Origin of the sequence: Microbacterium sp. NPDC076911, assembly GCF_040687125.1 — a bacterium.
In the GTDB taxonomy this organism is placed as follows: domain Bacteria; phylum Actinomycetota; class Actinomycetes; order Actinomycetales; family Microbacteriaceae; genus Microbacterium.
Window position 1 is genome coordinate 314,978 of record NZ_JBFBMP010000002.1, and the last position, 17,420, is coordinate 332,397.

Sequence of the window (17,420 nt, forward strand, 5' to 3'; positions counted from 1 at the left end):
TATCTCGACGTCAAGACAAGTGAAGTTAGGCCGCCCTTCGTCGCCCAGTACGCGAAGCGGGCAATAGTATTGACGAAGCGCCCGTGTGACGCCAGGTCCCAGTAGGGACCACCCTTCGGGGCACCGAACTTCGCCTCGACCATGTTTCGATCCAGGGAGGACGACCGTGTCTGCACCAGCACGCGTCATACCGTCGGTATCCGAAACCACTTCCAAGACGCCCCGCGGCACTCTGTACCGCGGGAACGAAGGAATGTGGTCATGGGTGCTTCACCGCATCACCGGCATCGCTATCTTCTTCTTCTTGCTTGTCCACGTGTTGGACACGGCACTGATTCGCGTTTCGCCTGAGGCCTACAACGCGGTCATCGGCACCTACAAGAACCCGCTGATGGGTGTCGGCGAGGTCGCACTTGTGGGCGCGATCGCCTACCACGCCTATAACGGGCTGCGCATCATCGCGGTCGACTCGTGGACCTGGGCAACCCGGCACCAGCGTCAGCTGTGGTGGGGCGTGCTTGGTCTCTGGGTCGTCACGATGGCTGGTTTCACGCCGCGCCACTTGATCAACGTGTTCTCTGAGCTGGCGGGGGGCCACTGATGAGTACAGCAATCGCTGACCCACGCGCACCGAGAACCGCAGTGCGCCGCAAGGGCCCGAACCTCGAGAAGGCGGGCTGGATCTACATGCGCGTCTCAGGCGTCGTGCTCGTCGTGCTGATCTTCGGCCACCTCTTCGTCAACCTGATGCTCGGCGAAGGCATCCACGGCATCGACTTCGCGTTCGTTGCGGGAAAGCTCGCTTCGCCGTTCTGGCAGTGGTGGGACGTTCTCATGCTTTGGTTGGCGCTCATCCATGGCGCCAATGGCATGCGCACTATCGTCAACGACTACGTCGCGACCGAGACCACGCGACGCGTGCTGATTTGGGCACTCTGGCTTTCCGCCGGATTCCTTATCGTGCTTGGCACGCTGGTCGTCTTCACCTTCGACCCGTGCCTCGGCCTCAGTGACACGAGCGCCGACTGGCTGTTGGAGCAGTGCGCGTAAGCGCCGGCTCCCCCGACGAGATATAAGAAACCGAGAGCGCCAAGAGTGACTACCGAAACTATCGACAGCTACGTCAAAGACGGCGTCCACTACCACCAGTTCGACATCGTGATCGTGGGTGCCGGCGGTGCTGGCATGCGCGCAGCCATCGAAGCTGGCCCCGGCGCGAAGACTGCTGTCATCAGCAAGCTGTACCCCACTCGCTCGCACACGGGCGCGGCGCAGGGCGGCATGGCCGCGGCGCTTGCCAACGTTGAAGAAGACTCGTGGGAGTGGCACACGTTCGACACCGTCAAGGGCGGCGATTACCTCGTCGACCAGGATGCTGCTGAAATCCTCGCGAAAGAGGCGATCGACGCGGTCATCGACCTCGAGAACATGGGCCTGCCATTCAACCGCACGCCCGAGGGAAAGATCGACCAGCGCCGCTTCGGCGGTCACACCGCAGATCATGGCAAGACCCCGGTTCGTCGCGCATGCTACGCCGCCGACCGCACGGGCCACATGATTTTGCAGACGCTGTTCCAGAACTGCGTGAAGCTCGGTATCAACTTCTTCAACGAGTTCTACGTGCTCGACGTGCTTACCGTGGAAAAAGAAGATGGCTCGAAAGAGGTCGCGGGAGTCGTCGCCTACGAGCTTGCCACCGGCGAACTGCACGTCTTCCAGTCGAAGGCGATCATCTTCGCTACGGGCGGTTTCGGCAAGATCTTCAAGACCACCTCCAACGCCCACACCCTGACGGGCGACGGCGTCGGCATTCTCTGGCGCAAGGGTTTGCCGCTGGAAGACATGGAGTTCTTCCAGTTCCACCCAACCGGTCTCGCCGGTCTCGGCATCCTGTTGACCGAAGGCGCCCGAGGCGAAGGTGCTATTTTGCGCAACGCCTCAGGTGAGCGCTTCATGGAGCGCTACGCCCCCACGATCAAAGACCTCGCACCTCGCGACATCGTCAGCCGCTGCATGGTTCAAGAGGTCGCTGAGGGCCGTGGCGGCGGTCCGCACAAGGACTACGTCTTCCTCGACTGCACCCACCTTGGTGCCGAGGTGCTTGAAACGAAGCTGCCCGACATCACCGAGTTTGCGCGCACCTATCTTGGCGTTGACCCTGTCGTCGAGCCGGTGCCTGTTATGCCCACCGCGCACTACGCGATGGGCGGCATCCCGACGAACAACGACGCCCAGGTGCTCAGCAACAACACCACCATCGTTCCGGGCCTCTACGCCGCGGGCGAGTGCGCGTGCGTCTCAGTGCACGGCTCCAACCGTCTCGGCACCAACTCGCTGCTCGACATCAACGTGTTCGGCAAGCGCGCGGGCAAGAACGCTGTGGAGTACGTCCAAACGGCAGAGTTCGTCGATCTGCCCGAAGACCCCGCGAAAGAGGTGCGCACTCTTATCGAGGGATTGCGCAACAACCAAGGCACCGAGCGCATCGCCGTGCTTCGCAAGACGTTGCAAGACGAGATGGATCGCAAAGCTCAGGTTTTCCGCACCGACGAGTCGCTCGGCGAAGTGATGACGGTGATTCAAGAATTGCGCGAGCGCTTCAAGAACATCCATGTCGATGACAAGGGCAAGCGATTCAACACCGACCTGCTCGAAGCGGTTGAGCTCGGGTTCCTGCTCGACATCGCCGAGGTTGTCTGTGTGACCGCCCGAAACCGCAAGGAAAGCCGCGGCGGACACATGCGCGATGACTACCCCAAGCGTGACGACGAGAATTACATGCAGCACACGATGGCGTACCTGTCGGGCGATGCGCAGTCATCGCACCCCGAAGACCACATTCGCTTGGACTGGAAACCCGTCGTGGTGACCCGCTACCAGCCGATGGAGAGGAAGTACTGATGGCGTCGCTCGTGGCAGTCGATGCGCCCGAATCTTCGGCGCAGGAGTCTGAGACTCCGGCAGATACCGGCATCCAATCGTTTCTGATCACCTTCATCATTCGTCGCTTCGACCCCGAGATTGACGAAGAGCCGCGCTGGGTTGACTACGACGTCGAGCTTTACGCCACCGACCGCGTGCTTGACGCCTTACACAAGATCAAGTGGGAAGTTGACGGCTCGCTCACGTTCCGTCGCTCGTGCGCGCACGGCATCTGCGGCTCTGACGCCATGCGGATCAACGGTCGCAACCGCCTCGCCTGCAAGACACTGATCAAAGACCTCGACATCTCGAAGCCGATCTATGTGGAGGCCATCAAAGGCCTGCCGCTGGAGAAGGACCTCGTCGTCGACATGGAGCCGTTCTTTGCGTCATTCCGTGAGGTGCAGCCGTTCTTGATCGCAAACTCCACGCCTGAAAAGGGCAAGGAGCGCGTGCAGACGATCGCTGATCGAGAGATCTTCGACGACACCACCAAGTGCATCCTCTGCGCCGCATGCACCTCGTCGTGCCCGGTGTTCTGGACTGACGGTCAGTACTTCGGCCCCGCGGCAATCGTGAACGCGCACCGTTTCATCTTCGACTCGCGCGACGATGCTGGCGACGTGCGTCTTGACATCCTCAACGACAAAGAGGGCGTGTGGCGCTGTCGCACGACCTTCAACTGCACCGAGGCATGCCCGCGTGGCATCGAGGTTACGAAGGCCATCGCTGAGGTCAAGCAAGCCGTGCTCCGCGGCAAGGCCTGAGCACTATCGCCTGTGGCTGCGCGGTACTTGTACCGCGCCGACGTCGATCGCTCGGTACTCTGACGTGGTGAGAGAAAACGTGACTGCCGACGACCATGTCGCCAAACAGTCGATCGCTGAAGAGGCCGCACGCGAAGAAGAGACCCTGCGCGCAAGGTGGGAGGCAACTCAAGCCTCGCTGCGAGTCAGGTTCGACGAGCCGATCTCGCGAGCCACCCGGCTGACGCAACAGACGCTCGGATGGTTCCCGGTGCGCGTGTGGCGCCATTTTCTGCAGCGAAACGGCTTTCTTCTCGCCGCTGGCGTGAGTTACCAGGCACTGTTCGCAATCTTCGCAGCGATCTACGTCGCGTTCGCCATTGCTGGAATCTGGCTTGGCGGCAGCCCCGAGTCGGTGCAAGCCATGATCGACTTGATCAACGGCTACATTCCGGGGCTCATCGCTCCCACGGGCGGCATCGTGACCCCCGATCAAGTGCAAGAGATTGCAGCACAAACCGCGGGTGTGCTCGGCATCACCGGTTTGATCGCTCTGGGCACTGTGATCTGGACCGCGATCGGCTGGGTCACTTTCTCACGGCGAGCAGTGCGTGACATCTTCGGCCTTGTTCCAGATCGCCGAAACTACTTCGTTCTCAAGGCTCGCGACCTCGTGGGCGCAGTGGTCTTCGGAGCTGCGCTCGTCGCTGGCGCGATCGCCAGCCAGGCTGCGACCTGGGGGCTCGGCCTCGTATTCTCGATGGCTGATTGGAGTACGAACTCGCCGCTGTACAACGGCATCGCACGCGTCGCCGCGGCGCTGGTCTCCTTCGCTATCAACTCGACCGCTCTCGCTGCCATGTTCAAGTACCTCACGGGCACTAGCCTGCGCTGGCGCAGAGCCTGGCCGGGCGCGCTGGTCGGCGGTGCGGCCCTGACGGTGCTTCTGCTCGGTGCCGGTCTGCTCCTCGGCTACACGCCGTCAAATCCGCTGCTGGCAACCTTCGCGATCTTCATCGGACTGCTGCTGTGGTTCCGACTCAACGGCATCGTCATTCTCGTGGCAGCATCGTGGGTCGCTGTGGCCACGGCTGATCGAAACGTCGAGCTCATTCCACAGACCGCTGAAGACCGCGCGCGTGCCGAGCACGAAGCGCTCCTGCTCGCCGCTCATGTGCGCGTGCGCACCGCGGCGAGTGCCCGTGATTCGGCACCGTGGTACCGCAGGTCGTCTGCCGAGCGCGCGATCCGCGCTGCGCGCAGAGAGCTCGCCGAAGTCGAAGCTTCCGCTCCTCCTCCCGCGGGAAAGCCCGGCAGCCTGTTCGAGTAGCGACACATCGTCGGGTGTCGGTGCCGGCGGTTAGGCTAGCGGTCGTGTCTCGCCGTGTTCGTATTGCCTCAGTCAACGTCAATGGTGTTCGCGCCGCCGTGCGAAAGGGCATGCTCGAATGGCTTGAAACCGCTGACGTCCACATTCTCACCCTGCAGGAGGTTCGAGCACCAGAGTCTGAGTTGCGACTGGCGCTGCCTGGTTGGGAAATCGTGAACGACGAAGCGCTCGCCAAGGGTCGCGCGGGCGTCGCAATTGCATCGCGTCTGCCTGCCGCCAGCGTGAGAAAGATACTGGCTCCCGACCCCGTCGACGCGACAGGCCGTTGGATTGAGGCCTCGTTCAACATCGACGGCGAGACGCTCACCGTCGTCAGCGCCTACGTGCACAGCGGCGAGGTGGGCACAGCCAAGCAAGACGCCAAGTGGGGCTTCCTCGACGCTATGCAAGAGCGAATGCTACAGCTTGCAACCGAAACACCCCTCACGGTCGTCACCGGTGATATCAACGTCGGACATCGCGAACTCGACATTCGAAATTGGAAAGCGAACAGCAAAAAGGCCGGCTTTCTCCCGCGTGAGCGCGCCTACCTCGATCGACTGTTAGGCGAGTCTGGTGCACCGGTCACCGGCGCCGATGGGTCAGACGGCATGGGTATGGGCTGGGTCGACATCGGCCGACGCCACCACGGCGAGACTGATGGCCCGTACACGTTCTGGTCGATGCGCGGTCGAGCGTTCGACAACGACACCGGCTGGCGCATCGACTACCAGTTCGCGACAGCGCCGCTAGCAGAGCGCGCCTCGAACTACACCGTCGTCCGGGCTGATTCCTGGGACACCCGCTGGAGCGACCACTCGCCAGTGATCGTCGACTACGCACTCGGCACATCCGCTGGCTGACAGCCAGCCCAGCGGCTCTCTCGCGCCCTTCGGCTCGTGCGGGCGCAGCATCCAGCGCCCGTAAGATTGACGGGTGAACAAACCGCGCCTCTATTCCGGAATGCAGCCCTCGGCCGACTCTTTGCAGGTTGGCAACTACATCGGGGCGCTCATGCAGTGGCGCGATATGCAGCAGTCATACGACGCGTTCTTCTCGGTCGTTGATCTGCACGCCCTCACCACGCCCAACGATCCGGCCGAGCTTCGCGAGAAGACGCGTCGCACGGCTGCCCAGTACATTGCTGCCGGCATCGAGCCGTCGAAATCGACCCTCTACGTGCAGTCGCACGTTTCCGCGCACGCAGAGCTTGCGTGGGTGCTCTCCACCGTGACGGGGTTCGGCGAAGCCGGTCGCATGACACAGTTCAAAGACAAGTCGTCGCGCTACGGCAGCGATGTCACGTCAGTGGGTCTATTCACCTACCCCGTGCTGATGGCGGCCGACATCTTGCTCTACCAAACGGACCTGGTGCCGGTCGGTGACGATCAGAAGCAGCACGTTGAGCTCACGCGCGACATCGCCGAGCGCTTCAACAGCCGCTATGGCCAGACGTTCCGCGTGCCGACGCCCGTGATCCAGCAAGACACCGCACGAATTTACGACCTGCAGAACCCCACGGCCAAAATGTCGAAGTCTGCTGAGTCCGACGCCGGTGTGCTCTGGTTGCTCGATGACCCGGCGAAGAGCGCGAAGAAGGTCATGCGCGCCGTCACCGACAGTGAGGGTTCGGTGCGCTACGACCGAGAGAACAAGCCCGGTGTGTCGAACCTGCTCGTCATCTATGCAGCGCTTTCAGGTCGCCAAATCCCTGCGATCGAAGACGAATACGCCGGTCGCGGCTACGGCGATTTCAAGAAGGGCCTCGCTGAGGTCGTGGTGAACGAGTTCGGCCCCGTACGCGAGAGGGCCCTCGAGTTGCTCGATGACCCAGCAGAACTTGACCGCGTGCTTGCGCACAACGCCACTAAGGCCGAGACCGTCGCAAACAAGACGCTTGGCGACGTCTACGACAAAGTCGGCCTGCTCCGCCGCAAGTAGCGGCGTCACTCCCCTGCTCGCGTAAAGTGTTCGGATGACACCCGTCGTGCTGCGCACCCCGCGCCTCACACTTGCCGCACCAACCGACGCCGATATCGAGGCGATCTACGAGGCCTGCCAAGACCCTGAGATTCCGCGCTGGACGCCTGTGCCCAATCCGTACGCTCGCACCGACGCGGAAGATTTCGTCGCCAAGTCCGCGGAGTGGTGGCTCGCCGACACTGAATACACCTGGGCTATCCACCATGAGGGCGCTCTGGCGGGTGTGATCGGCATGTATCGCATGGTGCGAGCGGGGTCTGGCGAGATCGGGTTCTGGATGACGGAGTCGTCGCGGGGCAAGGGTATTCTCACCGAGGCCGCGCGCGCAGTCATCGACTTCGGCTTCTCAGAAACCGTCAGCCTCAAGCGCATCGAATGGCGCGCGGTGGTCGGCAACGTCGCCTCGGCGAAAACGGCACGAGGACTGGGTTTTCAGTTCGAGGGGATGCTGCGCCAAGCCCTCGCGAGCCCGCGGGGTCGCGATGATGGCTGGATCGCGGGATTGTTGTCGAGCGATGATCGCACGCCGAAAGCATGGCCGATCCTCACGGACTAACCGCCCATCCGCTGCATCAGCGTGCCAAACTGGGCACATGCCGGAGATGCCGGAAGTTCAGGGGCTCGTTACTTTTCTGCAGAGCCGCATTGTCGGTGAGACCGTAGCAAAGGTATCGGTGGCGAACATCGCCGCGCTCAAGACTTTTGATCCACCGATCGAGACTCTCGTCGATTCCACCGTTTCGGGCGTTGAGCGTCACGGCAAGTTCGTCGACGTGCACACGCAGACTCCGGATGCTGCGCCGCACTTCATCTTCCACCTCGCCAAGGCCGGCTGGTTGCGCTGGTACGACACGCTCCCCCAAACGGTCATCCGTCCCGGAAAAACGCCGATTGCGGTGCGCATCGCACTCTCTGACGGCTCAGGCTTTGACCTCACAGAAGCCGGCACCAAGAAATCCCTGGCGTTCTATGTCGCGCGCAGTCCCGCTGATGTTGCCGGCATCGAGCGGTTGGGCCCCGACCCGCTCGATGCGCGTTTCACCCGCGCCACGCTCGCGGGGATCGTGGCGGGCCGCCGCACGCAGATCAAAGGCGTGCTGCGCGATCAATCGATCATCGCGGGGATCGGCAACGCCTATTCAGACGAGGTTCTGCACATGGCGAAGATGTCACCGTACGCGCTTGCCGCCAACCTCAGCGACGACGAGATTGACCGTTTGTTCGCCGCGATGACGGCCACCCTCGCCGAGGCCGTCACGGCAGCATCCACCAAGCCTCCCGCCGACCTCAAAGACGCGAAGCGGCGGGGAATGCGCGTTCACGGGCGGCGTGGCCAACCCTGTCCCGAGTGTGGTGACACCGTGCGGAGCGTCTTCTTTGCCGACAACTCGTTGGAGTACTGCGCCACGTGCCAGACCGGCGGCAAGCTGCTCGCTGACCGCCGGCTTTCGCGTCTGCTCAAGTAGCGGAGCGCCGCGCACGAGTCGGGCTACTCGACATCGTCGTCAACCCAGTCGAGCGTCTTGGTGACGGCCTTCTTCCAGTTGCGAAGCAGTCGTCCCCGCTCGGCGTCGTCCATCGACGGAGTCCAGCGCTTGTCTTCGACCCAGTTGTCGATGACATCCTGCTCGCCCTGCCAGAAGCCGACCGCGATACCGGCGGCGTAGGCGGCGCCCAGCGCCGTGGTCTCGGCGACCTTCGGGCGCACAACATCGACGCCGAGAAGGTCTGCCTGAAACTGCATGAGCACGTCATTTGCGACCATGCCACCGTCTACCTTGAGTTCGGTGAGGTTCACCCCGGAGTCGGCATTCATTGCCTCAAGCACTTCGGCTGATTGAAAGGCTGTGGCTTCGAGGGCGGCACGAGCGATGTGACCGATGTTGACGAAGCGGGTGAGGCCGACAAGCGCGCCGCGAGCATCGCTGCGCCAGTGCGGTGCGAACAGTCCAGAGAACGCCGGCACGAAGTACGCCCCGCCGTTGTCTTCGACCGTCGCGGCGAGCTTCTCGATTTCGGGCGCGGCAGAGATCACTTTGAGGTTGTCACGCAGCCACTGCACGAGAGATCCCGAGACCGCGATTGACCCCTCGAGTGCGTACACCGCGGGCTGGTCGCCGATCTTGTAGCAAACAGTTGTGAGCAGACCGTTCTCGCTCGGCACGATCTCGGTGCCGGTGTTGAGCAACATGAAGTTGCCGGTGCCGTACGTGTTCTTGGCCATGCCAACTTCGAAACAAGCCTGCCCGAACGTGGCAGCCTGCTGGTCGCCGAGGATGCCCGCGATCGGCACCTTCGGCAGCATTCCCTTCGGGCGACCCTCGCCATAGACCTCGGACGACGACCGGATCTCGGGAAGCATCGACAGCGGAATTCCCATGTCAGCGGCGATATCCTCGTTCCAGGTGAGCGTGTCGAGGTTCATCAGCAAAGTGCGCGACGCGTTCGTGACATCGGTGATGTGCACTCCGCCTTCCGTGCCGCCCGTCATGTTCCACAACACCCACGTGTCGATCGTGCCCATGAGCAGGTCGCCGGCTTCGGCTGACTCCTTCGCCCCGTCTACGTTCTCGAGGATCCAGGTCACCTTCGGGCCCGCGAAGTACGTCGCCAGTGGCAGACCGACCTTTGCCTTGTACTTGTCGGCGCCCTCATCGCCCCCGAGGCGATCGCAGATCTTCTGCGTGCGAGTGTCTTGCCAGACGATGGCGTTGTAGACCGCCTTGCCGGTGTTCTTATCCCACACCACCGCAGTCTCGCGCTGATTGGTAATACCGACCGCGGCGATATCGTTCGCCTGCAGACTGGCCTTTCCGAGAGCAGAACCGACCACGTCTCGGACGTTGGTCCAGATCTCGGCAGGGTCGTGCTCAACCCAGCCTGCTCTGGGAAAAATCTGCTCGTGCTCTTTCTGCCCGGAAGCGACGATGTTCCCGGTCTTGTCGAAGATGATCGCGCGGGAGCTGGTCGTTCCCTGGTCGATGGAGAGTACGTAGTCGGCCACGATGTTTCCTTTCACTGCGTTGTGTGGTGTGGAGTGTGTGTGCGAATGAAGCAGTTGTGAGCTCAGATTGACAGATCAGGCGACGAGAGCCGCACCGGCGATGCCGCCGATCACGCCTCCCACGAGGGGACCGACGATCGGCACCCACGAATAGCCCCAGTCTGAGGTACCTACCGAAAGCAATGACGGTGAACACGAGCACGAAGGTCGCGACGATCTCGGTGAGGAGGTTCCAGCCGTACGATCGGATGGCAGGACCGGTGGAGAATACCGCGAGTTTCGCCCCTGCATCGTCTTCGGCATCGAAGTGCTGCTTGTAAACGAGATAGACCAGAATCGCCCCCGCCATCGCGCCGAGCACCTGCGCCACGATGTAGATGAGCGCGTTCAGGGGTGTGGCAGGAATCGCTGCGAGCCCAAGCTCAGGGTTTCCGGCGAAGAAGTCATTGCCGCTGGCCCAGAGCCCCACTGTGACTGCGGGGTTAATATGCGCCCCGGATTTGAACGCCGCATACACGCCGACGAACACACCGAGACCCCAACCGAAATTTATCAGCAGCCATCCGCCGCCGAAGCCCTTCGTGCTCTTCAGGACGACGTTGGCGACGACGCCTCCACCGAGCAGGATGAGCAACGCCGTTCCGACGAACTCCGACCAGAAAATTGTGTTCATAGAGAATCTCTCTTCACTTCGTTGTGAGGGGACGCGGATGCGCCGCCACGGGAAGAATGCGGATCGCGCTGTTTGAGGGCAACCGCTTCACCGCACCATGCGGGTCAGTTGTGCAGCTGAGCCTCCAGCGGTTGGAGAGGCGCGATGTCTTCGGCAGCTTGGCGCGCGCGTTCGGCATCGGCATCGGTCGTTGTCAGCGCAGCGGCATCGGTCGCGTCGCAGCGAGCGAAGTACGATGCCTTCTCGGCAGCGATCTTCGCCGCGTCCCAGCCGGCGACCTCGCCAACGATCGCGGCAATCTCGTCCACAGCCGCACGACCTGAGTCGGCTACTTCGTAGGTAAGACGAGTGCGATGGAGCATCACGTCTTCCAAATGGAGCACTTGCTCGTGCGTCGCCGCGAAATGGATCTCGGCTCGCAGGTATGCGGGCGCATGCTCAAGAGGAGCGGCCAAGTCGGGCTTCAACTCGATCGCGTCGATCAGGTCGCGTATGCCCGACCCATAGCGGTGTAGCAGGTGGTGGATCATCACCGAAGACCATCCGAATCGCTCTTTGAGCCGAGGTGCCTGACGTCTCATCGCATCCAGCCCGACAGCTCCTAACAAGGGAATGCGATCGGTAATCGAAGGCAGCGATGTCGCGCGGTTGCCCAGGGCGAAATCAACCGCGTCTTTCGCCATCACCCGGTAGGTTGTCAGCTTGCCACCGGCGATCACGACGAGCCCGGGTGTCGGCGAGGCGACGGTGTGCTCCCTCGACACCTTCGCCGATGAGGTTCCTTCTTTGGTGCCCGGCTGCAGCAACGGACGAAGCCCCGCCCACGTGCCGATCACGTCGTCACGCGAAATGGGTTCTGCCAGCACGGCGTTCGCATGGTCGATGACGTATTCGATGTCGGAGGCCGTAGCGACGGGGTGCACTGGGTCACGCTCGTATGGCGTGTCTGTGGTGCCGATCACCCAGTACCGTGACCACGGAATGACGAACAGCACCGACTTCTCCGTCTGCAGGATGAGCCCTACCGTGCCGCGGATCCGCTCGCGTGGCACAACGATATGAATCCCCTTGGAAGCGAGCACCTTGAGTCCCCCCTCGGTGCCGGCGAGCGCCTCGGTGTCCTCCGTCCAAACTCCGGTGGCGTTGATCACTCGGGCAGCTTTGATGGTGTGCTCGGTGCCGGTCTCGAGATCCAGAACGACTGCACCATTGACGTGGCCCGCGTCGGACTTGGTCAATTCGATCAGCTGAGTACGCGGCGCGGCCAGTGCGCCGTAATCGACGGCCGTGCGCACGAGAGTGAGCACGAGGCGGGCGTCATCAACCGAGGCATCCCAATACTGGATCGCCCCGAGGGCGGAGTCAGCGCTCAAATCGGGGAACGCACGATGCAACGCCTTTTTGGACAGGTGCTTGTGGAAAGGCATGGCGCGCCCCTTGCGACTGCCGATCGTCGCGAGCGCGTCGTAGAGCGCGATTCCGGCGCCCACAACAGGTCGCTCCCAGTGTTTTACTACCGGGTAAAGGAACGGAACACGCTCGACGAGGTGTGGTGCGATCTCTTTGATAAGCAGATCGCGTTCAGTCAGCGCCTCATGAACAAGGGAGAAATCGAGCATCTGCAGGTAGCGCAATCCACCGTGTACGAGCTTGCTCGAGCGGCTAGACGTTCCGCTTGCCCAGTCCTGCGCCTCGATGATGCCCGTACGCAACCCGCGCGTCGCAGCATCGAGCGCGACACCGGCACCCGTGACACCACCACCGATGACCAAGATGTCCAGGCCTTCATCGTCGCTCATTGCGGCAAGAGCCTCGGCTCGGGTCTGATCGGTGATCGCGTTCGTCACAGTTCCTCCTGCGGGTATTCCTCGACCCCTACCAAGGCGGCGGGTCCGGGTCTCAATTTGTGACCCGATCTCTACTTTGCGTGCGACGGCACGTATGCGCAAGACTGGTGCACAAACGTGCAACATGCGAGGAGCTCGAGTGGACGATCGTGACGAAATGATGCACGAGGCAGCGACGCTGTACTACCTGCAAGACGAGACGATGGAGTCGATTGGCCGACACCTCGGCATCTCGCGCTCCGGCGTGAGCAGGCTGCTCAAGCTCGCACGAGACCGCGGTGTGGTGCAGGTGCAGGTGCGTCCGACAGGCAGTGGCGGGGCCGTTGCCAGCCAGGTGGCATCGCTGTTCCGCGTACGTGCGCACGTCGTACCGGTCCGCACCGCTCTTACCGCAGACACTCGCCTCGACAATGTCGCCCGCTACGCCGCCCAGCTGACGCAAAGCTGGTTCACCCACGGCATGACGCTCGGGCTCGCGTGGGGCACGACAGTGGCTGCAGTGTCGGCCCACCTCGCCCACACCCCCCTTCGCGAAGCGACGGTCGTCCAACTCAACGGAGCGACCAACACATCGACCTCGGGGCTTGCGCACGGATCAGAGCTCGTCACCCAGTTCGCGCAAGCATTCGAGGCGAGCCCACAGCACTTTCCCGTACCTGCCTTTTTCGATCTGGCTGAGACCCGAGATTTGATGTGGCGCGAACGAAGCGTGCAACATGTGCTGCGCGTGCAAGCGCGAGCCGATATCGCCGTCTTCGGCGTTGGCGCACTGGCAGCCCCTGTGCCCTCTCGGGTCTACATCTCGGGATACCTCGAGCCAACCGACCAACTCGCGCTCGCCGCCGATGGGGTCGTCGGCGACGTCTGCACTGTCTTCTTGCGCGAGGACGGGTCTTGGGAAGACATCGCTATCAACAAACGCGCGACGGGCCCTACCCCACGGCAACTGCAGGCGATTGATCGACGCGTCTGCGTCGTCTCGGGTGACGCCAAGGTCGTGCCGCTGCGCGCCGCTCTGCGCACCGGCGCCGTGACTGACCTGGTCATCGACGAACCCACGGCGGCCACGCTCGTGCGTGGCACTGCGCACTAACCTGCAGTGGCACGCATTGCGACAGGCAACCCGAAGCCATCGACCGGGAATGAAAGCTTTGACGTGACGTTAGGTAGACTCGTGAGCATTAACATGCTCCGGGGTCGGTGAGAATCCGAACCGGCGGTGACAGTCCGCGAACCAAAGCACCAGCATCTTTTGGATGCCGCTGAGGTTGATCTGGTGAAATTCCAGAACCGACGGTGATGTGACGAGCAATCGTCGCTAGTCCGGATGAGAGGAAGCATGGCGGTGTGGCCTGCACCGTTGCGTTTGCAACCCCGGAGAACCGAGGGTGAGGACGAACAAGATGGCGGTCACCGACATCGAGCGAGGCGCAATGCGTCACGCGCTGTCTGTTGCCCCCAACGGCCCGCGCGGAGTGAACCCGCAGGTCGGCGCTGTCATCCTCTCGGCAAGCGGTGAGATTCTCGCTGACGGCTGGCATCGTGGCATTGGCACCCCACACGCCGAGGTTGACGCCCTCTCGAAGCTCACACCAGATGCCGCACGCGGCGCGACGGCGATCGTGACCCTCGAGCCCTGCAACCACACGGGCCGCACCGGACCCTGCTCTGAGGCCCTTATCGCCGCAGGCATCGCGCGCGTCGTCTATGCCGTCGCAGACCCTGGCGAAGACTCCGCGGGCGGTGCGCAACGCCTTCGCGACGCCGGCATCGACGTTGACGCGCGGGTTTTGGAAGAGGATGCTGCGCAGCTGCTCGAGTCCTGGCTTACCGTGCAGCGACTGGGTCGGCCACACGTCACCGTCAAGTGGGCACAGAGCCTCGATGGGCGTGCCGCGGCTACCGACGGCACGAGCAAGTGGATCACCGGACCTGCTGCGCGCGCCGACGTGCACCGCCGTCGGGCCCAGGCCGATGCGATCGTCGCCGGTACCGGTACCGTGCTCGCCGATGATCCCGCCCTCACCGCACGCAACGAAAGTGGGGAGCTGTTCCCGCAGCAGCCGCTACCGGTGGTGATCGGCTCACGCGCCATTCCTGACGCGGCAGCAGTGCGTCGGCACCCACGCTCAGTCGTGCAATACGACGGCGGCCTCGCTGAGGCGCTCGACGACCTCGCTCGTCGTGGCGTTCAACGGGTATTCGTCGAGGGAGGCCCGACTCTCGCTAGCGCTTTCGTGCGCGACGGCCTCGCCGACGAAATACTGACCTACGTTGCCCCGGTGCTCATCGGCGGCGACCGCCTCGCACTCGGCGACATCGGCGTCGCCACCATTTCACAGGCGCGGCGGCTCACCGTCGCAGCCGTTCACCATCTTGGTGATGATCTGCTGGTCATCACCAACCCCACCGGCGAAAGCGAGAACTGATGTTCACCGGAATTGTTGAAGAGATCGGGTCGGTCACGGCCGTCACCCGTTCGGGCGACGGCGTGCGGGTGACCGTACAGGCGCCAAAAGCGGTCTCAGACGCCGGGCACGGCGACTCGATCTCCGTGAGCGGCGTATGCCTCACCGTGGTGGCGCAGGGCGAGGACTGGTTCACCGCCGACGTGATGCAACAGACCCTGGATATGTCGACGCTCGCAGGCGTCGCCGCGGGGCGCTCGGTCAACATCGAACGCGCAACCGCCGCACACGGACGTCTGGGCGGGCACATCGTTCAGGGGCACATCGACGGCACCGGCGAAGTCCTCGAAGTACGCCCCGGCGCGCAATGGCAAGTCGTTCGCATTTCGCTCACCACCGAACTCGCCCCTTTGGTCGTCGACAAGGGGTCTATCGCCGTCGACGGCGTCTCGCTGACCGTCAGCGCTGTAAGCGAGCCGGCCGATAGCGCCCAGTGGTTTGAGGTCTCATTGATTCCCGAGACGCTGACCGCCACGACACTCGGGGGTCGCCAGGTGGGCGAAAGCGTCAACCTCGAGACAGACATTCTGGCGCGTCACGTTCAGCGCCTGCTCGCTTTTTCTCCTGCGGCATCGGCCGCGAACACGGAAGGAGGCTCACGATGAGCCTTTCCACAATCCCCGAGGCACTTGAAGCTCTCGCCGCCGGGCGCCCCGTCATCGTTGCCGATGATGAGAACCGTGAAAACGAAGGAGACGTCATCATCTCGGCCGAGCTCGCGACTCCCCAGTGGATCGCGTGGACGGTTCGCTGGTCAAGTGGCTTCATCTGCGCGCCGATGCCCGCAGAGTGGGCGGACCGCCTCAATCTGCCGCCCATGGTTGAAACAAACGAAGACGCCCGCGGTACCGCCTACACCGTGAGTGTGGATGCCGCTGAGGGCGTCACGACCGGCATCAGCGCTTCTGATCGCTCCCACACGCTCAATGTGCTTGCCAACCCAGATTCCGTGCCGACGAGCGTCATCCGACCCGGTCACGTGCTGCCGTTGCGCGCGGTCGACGGCGGTGTGCGCGAACGCGGCGGGCACACCGAAGCTGCCGTTGAGCTCATGCGCCTCGCGGGTCTTCAGCCGGTTGGCGCGATCGCCGAGGTCGTCGATGAGGACGGATCGATGATGCGCTTGCCCGGCCTGTTAGACCTCGGGGCCCGCGACGGCGTTCACGTGATCACCATCGAGCAGCTGATCGCGTACGTGAACGAGATCGAGCCTCTTGATGCCCCGGTCCAGCCCGCCCATCGTCGGCGGGTCAGCCTTCGCGCCGAGGCAAATGTGCCGACGGCGCACGGCAACTTCCGGTTCTTGGCGTACAAGGATCGCGTGACTGGCACCGACCACGTCGCCGTTGTGTCGGGGGACATCGGCGAAAAACCGCCGCTCGTGCGCGTGCACTCGGAGTGCCTTACGGGTGAGGCGTTTGACTCACTTAAATGCGAGTGCGGTCCGCAGCTGGATGCTGCGCTCGACGCCATCGCCACGCAGGGCGGCGTCGTGATCTACATGCGCGGCCACGAGGGCCGCGGCATCGGGTTGATCAACAAGCTTCGCGCCTATTCTCTGCAAGAGCGCGGCCTCGACACCGTCGACGCAAACCTCGCGCTGGGACTGCCGGCGGACGCCCGCGACTATGCCGCTGCGGCGGGAATTCTTGCTGACCTTGGAATCGACAGCATCCGACTGCTCACCAATAACATTGACAAGGTGACCCAGCTTCGCGACTTCGGTCTCGACATCGTCGAGCAAGTTCCGCTTCTCGTCGGAGTCGGCCCGAACAATCACCAATACATGGCCACCAAGCGAGACCGCATGGGGCACATCATCAACTCTGACGACCTGGCGGATGCGGTCGCGAAAATGCACGAAGGAGCCCAACGATGAGTGGTACCGGAGCACCCGCGCCAGGAGGCCACGTCGACGCGACAGGTCTGAATGTCGTGGTTATCGCTGGCACGTGGCATGACGTCATCACGGGCGGACTGATCGCTGGGGCCGAACGGGCCCTCGCGCAGTACGGCGCCACGTGGCAACTGATTCGCGTTCCGGGCTCATTCGAGCTTCCGGTGGCCGCCAAAGCCGCACTGGATGCTGGCGCCGATGCCGTGGTCGCCCTCGGCGTGATCATCCGAGGCGGAACTCCCCACTTCGAGTTCGTCTCGGCTGCAGCGACTGACGGCCTCACCCGCGTTGCCCTTGACGCTGGCAAGGCGGTGGGCTTCGGGGTGCTCACTCTCGATGATGAAGCCCAGGGAATTGACCGCGCGGGTCTCGCTGGTTCCAACGAAGACAAGGGGTTCGAAGCGGCGGATGCTGCGGTGCGCACCGCTGTGCTGTTGCGCGAGCTTCGCGCCGGCGCGCGGTAAAGTAGATATTTGTGCCTGGGTCACCATCCCGGGCTCACGGTGACCCA

General features: G+C 63.1%; 16 protein-coding genes, 1 pseudogene and 1 riboswitch. Of the genes and pseudogenes, 14 read left to right on the forward strand and 3 right to left on the reverse strand.

Translation table 11 applies throughout. From position 1 onward, the window contains the following. The first annotated feature begins 166 nt into the window (after nt 1–166). The 9 genes from sdhC (at nt 167) to AB0O81_RS03955 (ending at nt 8,486) form a co-directional block, all read left to right on the forward strand. A complete protein-coding gene (gene sdhC / locus AB0O81_RS03915; RefSeq protein ID WP_363581437.1) occupies nt 167–601 on the forward strand; it encodes a succinate dehydrogenase, cytochrome b556 subunit in 435 nt (144 codons plus the stop codon). Then, the gene (locus AB0O81_RS03920) at nt 601–1,050 is read left to right on the forward strand and encodes a succinate dehydrogenase hydrophobic membrane anchor subunit (protein WP_363581439.1); all 450 of its coding nucleotides are present in this window, start codon (nt 601–603) and stop codon (nt 1,048–1,050) included. The genes sdhC and AB0O81_RS03920 overlap by 1 nt, the downstream gene beginning before the upstream one ends. A 45-nt stretch (nt 1,051–1,095) precedes the next feature. Beyond that, entirely contained in the window at nt 1,096–2,901 is a 1,806-nt protein-coding gene (sdhA, locus tag AB0O81_RS03925) for a succinate dehydrogenase flavoprotein subunit (RefSeq protein ID WP_363581441.1), read from the forward strand. Continuing rightward, nucleotides 2,901–3,689, forward strand: coding sequence for a succinate dehydrogenase iron-sulfur subunit (locus tag AB0O81_RS03930; RefSeq protein ID WP_363581443.1), 789 nt, complete (start codon nt 2,901–2,903; stop codon nt 3,687–3,689). Before sdhA ends, AB0O81_RS03930 begins: the two co-directional genes overlap by 1 nt. A 67-nt stretch (nt 3,690–3,756) precedes the next feature. Further along, nucleotides 3,757–4,998, forward strand: coding sequence for a YihY/virulence factor BrkB family protein (locus AB0O81_RS03935; RefSeq protein WP_363581445.1), 1,242 nt, complete (start codon nt 3,757–3,759; stop codon nt 4,996–4,998). A gap of 44 nt (nt 4,999–5,042) precedes the next feature. Next, nucleotides 5,043–5,900 (forward strand): exodeoxyribonuclease III, encoded by an 858-nt coding sequence (locus AB0O81_RS03940; RefSeq protein ID WP_363581447.1) that lies wholly within the window; start codon nt 5,043–5,045, stop codon nt 5,898–5,900. Nucleotides 5,901–5,973: 73 nt separating this feature from the next. Next, nucleotides 5,974–6,978, forward strand: a complete 1,005-nt coding sequence (trpS, locus tag AB0O81_RS03945; RefSeq protein WP_363581449.1) for a tryptophan--tRNA ligase — start codon at nt 5,974–5,976, stop codon at nt 6,976–6,978. A gap of 34 nt (nt 6,979–7,012) precedes the next feature. Next, nucleotides 7,013–7,576, forward strand: coding sequence for a GNAT family N-acetyltransferase (locus tag AB0O81_RS03950; protein WP_363581451.1), 564 nt, complete (start codon nt 7,013–7,015; stop codon nt 7,574–7,576). Between the two features lie 37 nt (nt 7,577–7,613). Then, nucleotides 7,614–8,486, forward strand: a complete 873-nt coding sequence (locus AB0O81_RS03955) for a DNA-formamidopyrimidine glycosylase family protein (RefSeq protein WP_363581453.1) — start codon at nt 7,614–7,616, stop codon at nt 8,484–8,486. 23 nt (nt 8,487–8,509) lie between these two features. On the opposite strand, the gene glpK is transcribed toward AB0O81_RS03955, so the two are convergent. The 3 genes and pseudogenes from glpK to AB0O81_RS03970 all read right to left on the reverse strand — a co-directional run bounded on the left by glpK (nt 8,510) and on the right by AB0O81_RS03970 (nt 12,496). Next, nucleotides 8,510–10,024, reverse strand: coding sequence for a glycerol kinase GlpK (gene glpK, locus AB0O81_RS03960; RefSeq protein ID WP_363581455.1), 1,515 nt, complete (start codon nt 10,022–10,024; stop codon nt 8,510–8,512). A gap of 75 nt (nt 10,025–10,099) precedes the next feature. Beyond that, nucleotides 10,100–10,697 (reverse strand): annotated as a pseudogene (locus AB0O81_RS03965) (MIP/aquaporin family protein). Nucleotides 10,698–10,801: 104 nt separating this feature from the next. Continuing rightward, the gene (locus AB0O81_RS03970; RefSeq protein WP_363581779.1) at nt 10,802–12,496 is read right to left on the reverse strand and encodes a glycerol-3-phosphate dehydrogenase/oxidase; all 1,695 of its coding nucleotides are present in this window, start codon (nt 12,494–12,496) and stop codon (nt 10,802–10,804) included. A gap of 187 nt (nt 12,497–12,683) precedes the next feature. Between AB0O81_RS03970 and AB0O81_RS03975 the strand changes: the two genes are divergently transcribed. From AB0O81_RS03975 to ribH, 5 genes are all read left to right on the forward strand, one after another. Next, a complete protein-coding gene (locus AB0O81_RS03975; protein WP_363581457.1) occupies nt 12,684–13,637 on the forward strand; it encodes a sugar-binding domain-containing protein in 954 nt (317 codons plus the stop codon). A 91-nt stretch (nt 13,638–13,728) separates the two neighbouring features. Then, nucleotides 13,729–13,887: riboswitch (FMN riboswitch) on the forward strand. Between the two features lie 60 nt (nt 13,888–13,947). Then, nucleotides 13,948–14,973, forward strand: coding sequence for a bifunctional diaminohydroxyphosphoribosylaminopyrimidine deaminase/5-amino-6-(5-phosphoribosylamino)uracil reductase RibD (ribD, locus tag AB0O81_RS03980; RefSeq protein WP_363581459.1), 1,026 nt, complete (start codon nt 13,948–13,950; stop codon nt 14,971–14,973). Then, complete coding sequence (locus tag AB0O81_RS03985) at nt 14,973–15,617, forward strand: riboflavin synthase (protein WP_363581461.1); 645 nt, start codon at nt 14,973–14,975, stop codon at nt 15,615–15,617. Before ribD ends, AB0O81_RS03985 begins: the two co-directional genes overlap by 1 nt. After that, a complete protein-coding gene (gene ribA / locus AB0O81_RS03990) occupies nt 15,614–16,891 on the forward strand; it encodes a GTP cyclohydrolase II (RefSeq protein ID WP_363581463.1) in 1,278 nt (425 codons plus the stop codon). The genes AB0O81_RS03985 and ribA overlap by 4 nt, the downstream gene beginning before the upstream one ends. Further along, on the forward strand, nt 16,888–17,373 hold the full coding sequence (gene ribH, locus AB0O81_RS03995) for a 6,7-dimethyl-8-ribityllumazine synthase (RefSeq protein ID WP_363581465.1): 486 nt from the start codon (nt 16,888–16,890) through the stop codon (nt 17,371–17,373). The genes ribA and ribH overlap by 4 nt, the downstream gene beginning before the upstream one ends. Nucleotides 17,374–17,420 lie beyond the last annotated feature (47 nt).

Excerpts from the sequence above, each read along its gene's own strand:
- AB0O81_RS03920 (WP_363581439.1), top strand. The coding sequence starts at position 601 with ATGAGTACAGCAATCGCTGACCCACGCGCACCGAGAACCGCAGTGCGC.
- AB0O81_RS03930 (WP_363581443.1), top strand. The coding sequence starts at position 2,901 with ATGGCGTCGCTCGTGGCAGTCGATGCGCCCGAATCTTCGGCGCAGGAG.
- AB0O81_RS03950 (WP_363581451.1), top strand. The coding sequence starts at position 7,013 with ATGACACCCGTCGTGCTGCGCACCCCGCGCCTCACACTTGCCGCACCA.
- AB0O81_RS03955 (WP_363581453.1), top strand. The coding sequence starts at position 7,614 with ATGCCGGAGATGCCGGAAGTTCAGGGGCTCGTTACTTTTCTGCAGAGC.
- AB0O81_RS03970 (WP_363581779.1), bottom strand. The coding sequence starts at position 12,496 with ATGAGCGACGATGAAGGCCTGGACATCTTGGTCATCGGTGGTGGTGTC.
- ribD (WP_363581459.1), top strand. The coding sequence starts at position 13,948 with ATGGCGGTCACCGACATCGAGCGAGGCGCAATGCGTCACGCGCTGTCT.
- AB0O81_RS03985 (WP_363581461.1), top strand. The coding sequence starts at position 14,973 with ATGTTCACCGGAATTGTTGAAGAGATCGGGTCGGTCACGGCCGTCACC.
- ribA (WP_363581463.1), top strand. The coding sequence starts at position 15,614 with ATGAGCCTTTCCACAATCCCCGAGGCACTTGAAGCTCTCGCCGCCGGG.
- ribH (WP_363581465.1), top strand. The coding sequence starts at position 16,888 with ATGAGTGGTACCGGAGCACCCGCGCCAGGAGGCCACGTCGACGCGACA.